Origin of the sequence: Pseudanabaena sp. 'Roaring Creek', from assembly GCF_001402795.1 — a bacterium.
Lineage (GTDB): Bacteria > Cyanobacteriota > Cyanobacteriia > Pseudanabaenales > Pseudanabaenaceae > Pseudanabaena.
The window spans coordinates 1-11,662 of the sequence record NZ_LIRE01000024.1 but is presented as its reverse complement, the minus strand read 5'-3'; the positions used below and the strand labels follow the sequence as shown (position 1 = coordinate 11,662).

6 protein-coding genes are annotated in these 11,662 nt (G+C 46.7%); 2 read left to right on the top strand and 4 right to left on the bottom strand.

Features of this window, described 5'->3' with window-relative positions; translation table 11 throughout:
- Positions 1 to 180: 180 nt before the first annotated feature.
- The 4 genes from AC805_RS00680 to AC805_RS25310 form a co-directional block, all read right to left on the bottom strand.
- The gene (locus AC805_RS00680; protein WP_055073625.1) at positions 181 to 4,158 is read right to left on the bottom strand and encodes a DNA-directed RNA polymerase subunit beta'; all 3,978 of its coding nucleotides are present in this window, start codon (positions 4,156 to 4,158) and stop codon (positions 181 to 183) included.
- A 107-nt stretch (positions 4,159 to 4,265) separates the two neighbouring features.
- Positions 4,266 to 6,302, bottom strand: a complete 2,037-nt coding sequence (rpoC1, locus tag AC805_RS00675; RefSeq protein ID WP_055073624.1) for a DNA-directed RNA polymerase subunit gamma — start codon at positions 6,300 to 6,302, stop codon at positions 4,266 to 4,268.
- A gap of 229 nt (positions 6,303 to 6,531) precedes the next feature.
- Positions 6,532 to 9,834, bottom strand: a complete 3,303-nt coding sequence (gene rpoB / locus AC805_RS00670; protein ID WP_009626553.1) for a DNA-directed RNA polymerase subunit beta — start codon at positions 9,832 to 9,834, stop codon at positions 6,532 to 6,534.
- Between the two features lie 329 nt (positions 9,835 to 10,163).
- The gene (locus AC805_RS25310) at positions 10,164 to 10,334 is read right to left on the bottom strand and encodes a hypothetical protein (RefSeq protein WP_156341263.1); all 171 of its coding nucleotides are present in this window, start codon (positions 10,332 to 10,334) and stop codon (positions 10,164 to 10,166) included.
- A gap of 18 nt (positions 10,335 to 10,352) precedes the next feature.
- Here AC805_RS25310 and AC805_RS00665 point away from each other — a divergent pair, with 18 nt between their 5' ends.
- Complete coding sequence (locus AC805_RS00665) at positions 10,353 to 10,997, top strand: MotA/TolQ/ExbB proton channel family protein (RefSeq protein WP_055073626.1); 645 nt, start codon at positions 10,353 to 10,355, stop codon at positions 10,995 to 10,997.
- Positions 10,990 to 11,418, top strand: coding sequence for a biopolymer transporter ExbD (locus tag AC805_RS00660; protein ID WP_055073623.1), 429 nt, complete (start codon positions 10,990 to 10,992; stop codon positions 11,416 to 11,418). Before AC805_RS00665 ends, AC805_RS00660 begins: the two co-directional genes overlap by 8 nt.
- Positions 11,419 to 11,662 lie beyond the last annotated feature (244 nt).

Genomic DNA, 11,662 nt, shown 5'->3' with positions numbered 1-11,662 from the left:
TATAGATAATTCAAATAAAAACTACAGCTTCGACTTCGCTCAGCTAGCTTACACCGAGGGCTGAGCGAAGTCGAAGCCCGTCTACAAGTTATTTAAAACAACTATATATCTTAGTAAGCAGTGCCTATAAAAAAGGCTTGAGTTTGATTGGTAATTACAACGAATTATCTAAGCTTGAACTTAATCTTCATCGTCAAAATCATCATCTTCCTCCTCATCATCGTCTTCAAATTCCACATCGTCATCCACGAGCTCATCGTCGAAATTACGACGGCTACGAGGCTTATCAACGACACGGATTGGCTCGATCCGAGGTTCGATGATTTGGTAATTGCGCGCAGTATTGTCATCAATAATGACATCATCCGCTTCTTCGTCGTAGCCAAGGTCTGGCTCGTAGCCATTATCCACATCGACAATAGGCGTATCGTAAGCATTAAAGCCCGTACCCGCAGGAATCAAACGACCAATAATGACGTTTTCCTTCAAGCCACGTAACCAGTCAGATTTACCCTCGATCGCTGCTTCCGTAAGAACGCGAGTGGTCTCTTGGAAACTAGCTGCCGAGATAAAGCTGTCGGTATTTAAACTTGCCTTAGTAATACCCATCAATACAGGTGTGTAGTCCGCAGGTGCGCCACCCGTAATGTCCATTGCCTCATTGATTTGCTCCACTTGGTGGAGTTCGACCAATTCACCAGGGAGACGGGTAGTGTCGCCACCATCCTCGATCCTGACCTTGGAGGTCATCTGTTTGACAATTACCTCAATATGCTTGTCGGAAATATCCACACCTTGAGATTGGTATACAGACTGCACTTCGTTCATTAAGAACTCCTGTACTTTTTGTAGACCGATTAGGGCAGCCTTTCTTACGCCAAGGGATTCTTTGTAAGTATGGAAGTAGATGTCAAGAATGTCATGGGGGTTGGCAGGACCGTCGGTGAGTGCTTCACCAGCCAATATCTTCTGACCATCAGAAATAATTACACTCTGACCTGCGTTAAAGGAGTAGTCATCATCAAGAACTCCATCATCTCCGAGGATCTTCACTTCGGGATTGTCGTCAGAGTCATAGGTAACTTGAGCAGTACCCGATGTCCGCGCAAGCACACACATTTCCTTAGGTTTACGAGCTTCAAGCAGTTCTTCAATCCGAGGTAGACCTTGGATAATGTCTCCTGTTTTCGCGCGCTCGAACACCAATAAAGCAATGTTGTCCCCACGCTGAACGAGGTCAGCATCATGAATTTGTAACAAGGCTCCTGGAGACACAAGGTAAGGGCGACCGATCCGAAATACGACCTTTCCATCCTCCACCTTAAGAACCTGTCCCGATTCCTCGGTGATTATGCCAGCACCGATCTCATCGCCCGATCGCAATAAATCCCCTGGAGCCACGGTGGGGTTAGGGCAAGCTGTGGTAATGCAATCGGTATCGGTAACAACCAGTAGGCGGCGTACCACTTCCGAGCCTTTACGAATTCCACGAATTTGTCCCGCTTTTTTACAGAGAATCTCGGTGCGAGCAACGACAGCACCTGGCTCAATGCGATCGCCATCATTTACCAATAGACGTGTCCGCGAATTGGTGTGGGTAGGATCGCCTGAATTGTCTTGGCGAATTACCAAGGATTCGAGGATCACCAACTGTAGGCGTAAGCTACCTGGATCGCTATCGTTGGGGATAAATTCGATGTCCGCAGCTAATTGAGGCGCATCGGTATCGACCTCCAATAGCAACTGGGTTTTGAGTAACTCCACACTATCGATCGCCTTTACGCGATCGCCATCCTTGTAAGGAATCCGCTGTACCGCTCTCAGCCCAATCGAGCGACCTTCTTGATTCACCGACTCTTGGCTAGGAACCGTAGGTACATCGGGAACTTGGTATTCCTCAACAGGACGCAAGAGTAAGGCAGGACCCTCCGTAGAATCCAAATATTCCACGTAGCGTAGTTCGGGGGAAACCAACCCTGGCATAATTTCGGTACCAGGATAAGCCAAAGACCCATTTTTTTGCATAGCGGTTTGCGGATCGTCTACCAAGTGCAAATCCCCTGGCTTGATCACGATTTCACGCAAAATGTCGTTCTTCTGGAATACCTCTACTACACCTGCGGTTTGGCTGAAGATATCCTTAACAACTTCCGTACCCGCCTCAATGAACTGGTTCTCTTCCACCATTAATAGCGAAGCATCTTTATTCACTTCATGGGTTTCTTCAGGAACCCAAAGCAAAGTGCCACCCTTAACAACTTCATAGCCCTGTTTACCCTTGCTGCGCTTCGCGACTTCTACGCCAGCGAATTTGATAATACCGCCGCTCTTGGTTTGATAAGTATCATCGATCAACTCGGCAACGACTTGATTGTTAATCAATTTGCTACCTGGAGAAGCCTTCAGCGAGAAGCTCTGACCACCCTGAGTTTCGAGGATGTAATGCTCTCGTCCCTGATAACTTTCTTCCTTAACGATCGCCTGATCCAAAATTACCGAAGCAGTAATAATTTCCACCTCACGGTTGTGACGGCTGTCCTCTTCACTGAGACGCACGACACCGCCATGTTCGGTAATTAAGCGGGTTTCGGCAAGTACATCTCCCTCTTGGACATAGGCTTCATTTTTGACCGTAGGCTCGGCAGTTGGAGGTAGATCGTAGACCTCACCACCTAGTACCCAAACCCGCCCCTTTTCCCCACGAGCAACGTAGCTGGTATTGCCTTGGCGGTCTTTCTTCTCTTCGATCGCCAGATCGGAGAATAATACTTCACCAGCCAAACCAGTATTGAGGGCTTTAGTTGCTTTCTCCGTCGTTTTGCGCGAAGTTTTACCCGTTGCCGAAACCTCAGCCATTAATTGATTATGGCTGACCTTTTGTCCGTCACGCACCAATAGGGTTGAACCTTGGGTAACGGCGTAAACGCGCTTACCTTCAGAGCTTTCTAGGGTGAAGTCACCATTTGATTCCACGATAAAGGCATCTTCACCATGACGGGTACGCATCGGGCGCACCTTCAACTTTTTGCTGTACTTAATCGTGCCGTCGTAGGGAGCCCGTTGCTGTTCAGCAACTTCCCCTGTAAATACGCCACCTGTGTGGAAGGTACGCATGGTTAGCTGGGTACCTGGCTCACCAATGGACTGCGCGGCAATAATCCCAACAGCTTCACCGATATCTACTAATTCGGCATGAGCCAAGCTCCAGCCATAGCACATTTGACAAACCGATCGCGTCGATTCGCAAGTAAAGGCCGAACGAACACATACCTCTTCCACTCCTGCCTTAGCCACGGCCAAGGATAGATCCTCAGAAATCTCTTGGTTCCGCATGACGATTACTTCGCCAGTTTTCGGATCGACAATATCTTCGGCAGCAACACGACCAAATAGGCGATCGGACAATTTGATGAGGGTCTTTTCCCCATCCCGCATTGCCTTGAGCCTAATACCGCGAGTAGTACCACAATCATTTTCACGAACGATTACATCCTGTGATACGTCAACCAGACGGCGGGTGAGATATCCAGAGTCTGCCGTCCGTAACGCCGTATCTACCAGACCTTTACGGGCTCCATAGGATGAAATGATGTATTCCGTAACGGTTAATCCTTCTCGGAAGTTGGTCTTAATGGGTAAGTCAATGATTTCCCCTTGAGGATCGGCCATCAAACCCCGCATACCCACTAACTGGCGCACCTGCGAGATATTTCCCCGCGCCCCAGAGAACGCCATCATGTAAACAGAGTTAAGAGGGTTATTCTTCTTAAAGTTTTTTACTACCTCATCCTTGAGATTTTCGTTAGCAACGTTCCAAGTGTCAATTACTTTTTGGAAGCGCTCTACTTCAGTAATTTCTCCTCTCGTGTAGCGGCTTTCGGTTTCTTCAATTTCTAGCTCTGCCGCTGCTAGTAAGGCTTTTTTACTAGCAGGAACCTGCAAATCATCAATGCTGATCGATACACCAGCTTGAGTTGCATAGCGAAATCCTAAGGATTTTAACTGGTCGGCAACATTGGCGGCGCTTGTAGTGCCATAGTGGGTAAAAGCCCAAGCAATCAACTTCTTTAGCTGTCCCTTATCAATCGTGCGATTGATAAAACGTTGGGGCTTGTTATCGTTAGGCGAATCCGTGCTGCTAGTCGTGAAATCTGCCATGGTATTAAGCTGTGTTAAATAATCTTCTGAGTAATTAATCCAAATGTTTGAGCTATCAAAACAGCACCAAGTGCTTTACCAAGTGCTGTTTTGATAGCTTTTAGCTTCTAGCTAGCTAGAGATGCATAAATTGCTTGATTGAAAATCACGCGCCCAGGAGTGGTTTTGATGTATTGAGAGATCAACCCACCTTCCGCATCTTCACGAATGCGGCGAAAATCAAATTCCTTGACTTTAGTGCCATCTTCCAACACTGTGACCTTGGGCTCCTCATTCTCCTTGGCTTCGCCCTGCCCTTCAACGATGCCCTCAAAGCGCACCCAAACATTGGCATGGATATCGATTTCGCGCTGTTCGTACGCCATCACGACATCGTTAAAATTAGCAAAATAACGACCTTCACCCTTTTGCTTGCTGGGGTTTTCAGTAGTTAGATAGTAACAACCCAAAACCATATCTTGGCTAGGAGTTACGATCGGGCGACCTGTCGCAGGCGAGAGAATATTATTAGAAGCCAACATTAACAAACGTGCTTCCGCCTGAGCCTCAATCGACAGAGGAACGTGAACCGCCATCTGGTCGCCATCAAAGTCAGCGTTAAACGCGGGACAGACGAGGGGATGAAGTTGAATTGCCCGACCACTAACGAGGAGTGGTTCAAAAGCTTGAATACCCAATCTATGAAGCGTTGGCGCACGGTTGAGCATGACGGGATGTTCGCGAATTACATCTTCGAGGACATCCCACACGGCTGGATCGTTCCGCTGAATTAGCTTCTTGGCAGCCTTGATGTTATTTACCAAACCTGTCTTAATCAGGCGATGAATTACAAAGGGCTGGAAGAGCTCGATCGCCATTTCCTTGGGCAACCCACACTGATGGATCTTCAGGTTTGGTCCTACCACAATTACGGAACGACCAGAGTAGTCAACCCGTTTACCGAGCAAGTTTTGGCGGAATCTTCCCTGTTTACCTTCAATGATGTCGGAAAGGGATTTGAGGGGACGGTTATTTGCGCCCACCACCGTCCGTCCGCGACGACCATTGTCGATCAAAGCATCAACGGCTTCTTGCAACATCCGCTTTTCGTTACGGACGATAATTTCAGGGGCGAGAATTTCCTGCAAACGGGCAAGACGATTGTTCCGATTGATAACGCGACGATAGAGATCGTTTAAGTCACTAGTAGCAAAACGACCACCATCAAGCTGTACCATCGGACGCAAGTCGGGAGGAATAACAGGAATTACATCTAGCACCATCCAGTCGGGCTTAGAACCCGTCGCGACAAAGTTGTCAACCACACGCAACCGCTTAATTAATTTGGCGCGTTTTTGACCTTTAGAGTTCTCGATGTCCGTACGCAAACGCTCAGCTTCTTTTTCCAGATTGATATTTTGCAATAACTGCTTGATTGCTTCCGCACCAATACCGACTTCAATTCCATCTAGCACTGGGTCTTCGGCATAGATCTGATCCTCTAGATCGATCCATTGGTCTTCAGAGAGTAATTGCTTGTAAGAGAGGTTATAGGCGCTGGCGATCGCCTCCCCCTGTTCGACAAATTTTCCTTCCGCAATAATGGGAAGATGTTTTGGATGCAGATGGTAAGCTCTTTCAATGCCATCCACCCCACGGATGCGAATTTCACGACTATTAACCATCGTGACTTCGCCATCAACCTCTGACTGGATTCCTGGATTAAGGACAACGTAGGCATTGAAGTAAACAATTTGCTCGACATCGCGTAGGGGGATATCCAGCAATGTCGCCATATAACTGGGAATACCCTTGAGATACCACACATGGGTAACTGAGGCTGCTAGCTTAATAAAGCCCATGCGATGGCGACGAACCCGTGATTCGGTCACTTCTACGCCACAACGTTCGCAAACAATACCGCGATGACGCACGCGCTTATATTTGCCGCAATGGCATTCCCAGTCTTTAGCAGGCCCAAAAATCCGCTCGCAGAATAAGCCATCCATTTCTGGCTTTAATGTGCGGTAGTTAATTGTTTCAGGTTTTGTGACTTCGCCAACCAAACTGCCATTTGGTAGAACTCGTTCGCCCCACTTACGAATGCGATCGGGTGATGCCAAGCCAATCTTGACATAGTCAAATCGCTGTTCCACTTTCGCCATACGTTACAACGTCCTTAAATTAAGTTCTTTAGATTGAAAGCTATTAGCAGTTAGCTACTAGCTTTTAGCTTTTCCATGATTGAATTGCGATCGCTAGCGTTGCGTAGCAAGTTGCTGAATTTCAGCACCAAACTTGAGTTAGTTATTAACGTTTAGCGGTCAGCTATTAGCGTTTGGCTTGGATATTCCAAAAGCTAACAGCTAATAGCCAACAGCTAAACGCTAATAATTAGTCATCATCATCATCAAAGTTGATGTCGCCTCGATAGACTGACTCATAGGTTGGACGGTTTGGGGTGCGACGGGAGCCAGTATCCACCATAAGATCCACTTCCGTATCTTGGTTACTGCCATCCTCAGAAAGCTTGTGAACCGAGACATCCAAACAGAGAGACTGAAGCTCGCGCACCAATACCTTGAATGATTCAGGTGTACCAGGACGAGGAATTGCATGACCCTTAACGATCGCATTGAGGGCTTCGTTCCGACCAGTCATATCGTCAGACTTGACCGTAAGCAATTCTTGAAGAATATAGGCAGCTCCGAATGCCTCCAATGCCCATACTTCCATTTCTCCAAACCGCTGACCACCCTGTTGCGCTTTACCGCCAAGAGGTTGCTGGGTAACCAGAGAGTAAGGTCCAGTCGAACGAGCATGGATCTTGTCATCGACAAGGTGAACTAGCTTCAGCATATAAGCCTTACCCACGGTTACAGGCTGGTCAAAGGGTTCACCTGTACGCCCGTCATACACAGTCAACTTGCCAGGGAATCCATCGTTAAAGATCCAGTCTTTACCCGTATGGTTTCTCGCATGTTCGAGCTGACCATGCACTAATTCGCGTGAAGCTTCCTCGCCGTACATTTCATCGAAAGGCACGATCTTAAAGCGGGCGTTTAAGTTCTCCGCAGCCCAACCGAGCAAGCATTCAAATACCTGACCGACGTTCATCCGTGAAGGCACACCGAGAGGATTCAGCACAATGTCAAGGGGAGTACCGTCAGGCAAGAAAGGCATATCTTCCTTAGGTAAAATCCGAGAAATAATCCCCTTGTTACCGTGACGACCTGCCATCTTGTCGCCCACTTGGATCTTACGTTTTTGAGCAACATAAACGCGGACGACCATATTTGCCCCAGGAGGCAACTCATCGCCTTGTTCGCGGGTAAATACGCGGACATCAACCACGCGACCCTTTTCACCGTTAGGAACACGCAAGGAGTTATCTCTCACATCACGAGCCTTTTCGCCAAAGATTGCTCTTAATAGCTTTTCTTCAGGAGGCTGATCGGATTCGCCCTTAGGGGTAACCTTACCCACGAGGATTTCTCCAGAGCTGACCCAAGCCCCAATGCGAATAATCCCCTGTTCGTCAAGGTTGCGAAGCGAATCTTCACCGACGTTAGGAATTTCGCGGGTGATTTCTTCGGGTCCTAATTTAGTTTGACGAGCTTCGATTTCGTATTTCTCAACGTGAATTGAAGTGTAAACATCATCAATTACGAGGCGCTCGTTAATTAAAATTGCGTCCTCGTAGTTGTAGCCTTCCCAAGGCATATAGGCAACGAGAATATTCTGACCAAGGGCGATCTCACCACCTTCCGTAGCAGAGCCATCGGCTAGAACCTGTCCTGCTACGACACTATCACCAACCCAAACGAGAGGACGTTGATTTAAGCAGGTATCTTGGTTAGAGCGCTGATACTTTTGCAAGCGATAAATACTTTCTAGTCCAGTATCATCAGCCTTAACCCGAATTTCGTCAGCAGAGACATAGGAGACTTCACCAGTAACTCGCGAAACGATAACCATCCCTGAGTCGCGGGCAGCTTGAGCTTCTAGCCCCGTCCCTACAAGAGGACGTTCAGGACGCAAGAGCGGAACTGCTTGACGTTGCATGTTCGATCCCATCAAAGCTCGGTTAGCGTCGTCATGTTCGAGGAAAGGAATCAGGGATGTAGCAACCGAGATGATCTGAACGGGAGAAACCGCAACATAGTCAATTTCTTCAGGACTTGCTGTACCCCATTCTTGGCGATAGCGAATTGGCACGATCTCGTTAAAGATATAACCATCGTCGTTAGTGGCTACGTCTCCAGGAGCTACCCGAAATTCGTCCTCCTCATCCGCAGTCATGTATACAGGCTCTTCGTTCTTGAGCACCTTGCCATTTTCGACTGCGTAGTAAGGAGTCTCGATAAATCCATATTGATTTACCCGAGCGTGGGTTGCCAAGGAACCGATCAGACCAGCGTTAGGACCTTCAGGCGTTTCAATAGGGCAGATCCGACCATAGTGGCTGGGGTGAATATCACGCACCGCAAAACCAGCACGCTCACGGGTCAAACCGCCAGGTCCTAGGGCACTAAGACGACGTTTATGGGTCAACTCAGCCAGAGGATTGGTTTGATCCATGAACTGAGATAGTTGGCTAGAACCAAAGAATTCTTTGATTGCGGCTACTAAAGGCTTAGGATTAACTAGGGATGCAGGCGTGAGGGCATCGACATCAGAAACGGTCATCCGTTCGCGGATGATTCTCTCTAGACGGTTAAGCCCGACCCGCACTTGGTTTTGCAAGAGTTCGCCAACCGAACGCACGCGACGGTTACCCAAGTGGTCAATGTCGTCGATTTCGCCGATATCAAACTTGAGGTTGATCAGATAGTTAATCGCAGTGAGAATATCCTTCTCCGTCAATACCCGCATGGTGTCAGGGGTATTTAAGCGCAATTTCTTATTGAGCTTGTAACGTCCCACTTTCCCAAGGTCGTAACGTTTGGGGTCAAAGAAGCGCGATCGCAATAGTTCGCGACCACCCGACTCGGTAGGAGGCTCGCCTGGACGTAACTTCCGATAAAGCTCTTTGAGAGCTTCGTCTTCGTCAAACTGACCCTCTTTGTCAATGGTTTTTTGGAAATACTCGCGATGGGTAAGCGCGTCAAGGATCTCGGCATCGCTCAGACCGATCGCCTTGAGCAATACCTGAGCAGATAATTTACGAGTTTTATCAATACGCACCCAGACAAGATCGTTTTTGTCTGTCTCGAACTTCAGCCATGCACCTCGGTTAGGGATAAGGCTAGCGTTGTAGGTGCGACGACCGTTCTTGTCAATTTCTTGCTTGTAATAAACCCCAGGGCTACGGACAATCTGATTGACGATGACTCGTTCAGCCCCGTTAATAATAAAGGTTCCACGATCTGTCATCAGAGGCAGATCGCCGATAAAAACTTCTTGCTCTTTTATTTCTCCTGTCTCTTTATTAATAAGCCGCGTGGGAACGTACATCTGTACGGCATAGGTGGCATCCCGACGTTTGGACTCATCAACACTATATTTTGGGCGCTTGAGTTTATAATCTTTGGCAATAAAATGGAGTTCCATTTTGCCCGTATAATCTGTAATCGGTGAGAAACTCTCAAGCTCTTCAATAAGTCCTTCTTCTAGGAACCATCGAAAACTCTCCCGCTGGATTTCTACAAGATCTGGTAGAACGAAGGCAGGAGTAACAAGAGTAGACTTATTCATGCACTAATGACTGCAGTTTTAGTGGGCGGAGTATATGTCAAGTTTTGAGTCAAGACATAAGCATATTATCCTAACCTAGCAACGATCTTATTGTCAAGCCATTATCAAATTTTAGTTACAAGGCGTTCAGAGTAGGTTCAGAGATAAGTTCAGAGTAAATAGCAAACCCGAACTGACATTAAATATTTTTCTCAATAAGCCTCAATAAGTTTTTTAGCCCGTTGATTAATATGGCAATCAATGCGGCAATATCATCAATCCCTAGACATTGCGCAAAAGAAAGTCGCTATAGATTAAGGATAGATTGCGGACTAAGAGTTTTATGCTGATTATTGCCAGCCAAGGTGAAGTCTAGCAATAGTTGCCAATCGAATATTTGTCATTCCTATCCCCAAAACAACGAAAAATAATGAAAAAAATAGCTGTTTATCAAAAAAAATGTCAGAAAAAATATATGCTAATTGATAATTAATAGCATTAATATGCTGTAGAATTTGCATAATTTGATTTTTGTTGTCATGTCTAAATTGTTGGATACCCTAGTCGCGGGCGGAATTACAATAATTCCCCTGATGATTTGTTCTTTTGTAGTAGTTGCCTTGGCGATCGAGCGTACGATTTTTTGGTCGAGGATCAAAAAACAGCAGAAGCGAGTAGTGCGGAAAGCGCTACAAATTTATCAAGAAGATCCCCGCCAAGCCGAGGATTTTCTGCAAATGCATATTGATTTGCCGATCGCCCGTATTTACTTGGAAGCTCTATCGATTCCCGATGCTACCCCTACGGAATTTACCCTCGCTCTAGACTCGCGTTTGCAAGCTGAAATGCCCAGTCTCAAACGTTTTAATAATATTTTTGAAATTATTGTTGGCTTAGCTCCTTTGCTCGGGCTGCTGGGGACTGTTACGGGTCTGATCGCGTCTTTTGGCTCGCTGACCCTCGGCGATGTAGGTGGTTCTAAGGCTCTCAATGTTACAGGAGGCATCAGTGAAGCACTTATTTCTACGGCTACGGGATTAATTGTCGCCGTGTTGGCTCTGATTGCTGCAAGCATTTTTAGATCGCTCTATGCTCAACAAGTTGCCTATTTCGATCAATGCTGCACTCAATTAGAACTGCAACATTTGCGGGCGCATCGCCAGAAGGTAAGCGCCCATGTCTAGAAGAAACCGCCGTCGCCAAGATGCGGATTTGTCCGATCAGCCGATAGAAATTAAGAATGTTGTTCCGCTGTTGGATGTTCTGTTCGCCTTACTCACTTTTTTTGTACTGTCGTCTTTGTTTCTCAATCGGACTGAGGGTTTGCCCGTTAATCTACCTAAGGCTCAATCGGGAGTAATGCAAAAAACACCCGCTCGCGCCACAATTAGCGTGAATGAAAAGACGGAAGTATTCTTGAATAAGCAGAAAATAGGTATCAACGAAGTAAGCGATCGCGTTAAACAGTTACTCGAACCAAACCAAGACCTTGTAGTGGTACTGAATGCCGATCGCACTGTCCAGCATGGAGATATCATTCAAATCATGGATCAACTAAAGCAAATCCCGCGCGTCAAGATGGCGATCGCTACCAAAAACAATTAGTCGATTCCAGCATTTAATTTAATCCTTTAAATTAAATGGTAAATGGTAAAAATCAATGGTAAAAATCCTCGCCCGATATTAAATCTAAGTGAATCTGAGCGAACTGTCCCATCTGAAAATCAACTCAAATATCTCAAATATAGATAATTCAAATAAAAACTACAGCTTCGACTTCGCTCAGCTAGCTTACACCGAGGGCTGAGCGAAGTCGAAGCCCGTCTACAAGTTATTTAAAACAACTATA

Coding starts and splice junctions, on each gene's coding strand:
- rpoB (WP_009626553.1), bottom strand. CDS start 9,834: ATGAATAAGTCTACTCTTGTTACTCCTGCCTTCGTTCTACCAGATCTT.
- AC805_RS00660 (WP_055073623.1), top strand. CDS start 10,990: ATGTCTAGAAGAAACCGCCGTCGCCAAGATGCGGATTTGTCCGATCAG.
- AC805_RS00665 (WP_055073626.1), top strand. CDS start 10,353: ATGTCTAAATTGTTGGATACCCTAGTCGCGGGCGGAATTACAATAATT.
- AC805_RS25310 (WP_156341263.1), bottom strand. CDS start 10,334: ATGCAAATTCTACAGCATATTAATGCTATTAATTATCAATTAGCATAT.
- AC805_RS00680 (WP_055073625.1), bottom strand. CDS start 4,158: ATGGCAGATTTCACGACTAGCAGCACGGATTCGCCTAACGATAACAAG.
- rpoC1 (WP_055073624.1), bottom strand. CDS start 6,302: ATGGCGAAAGTGGAACAGCGATTTGACTATGTCAAGATTGGCTTGGCA.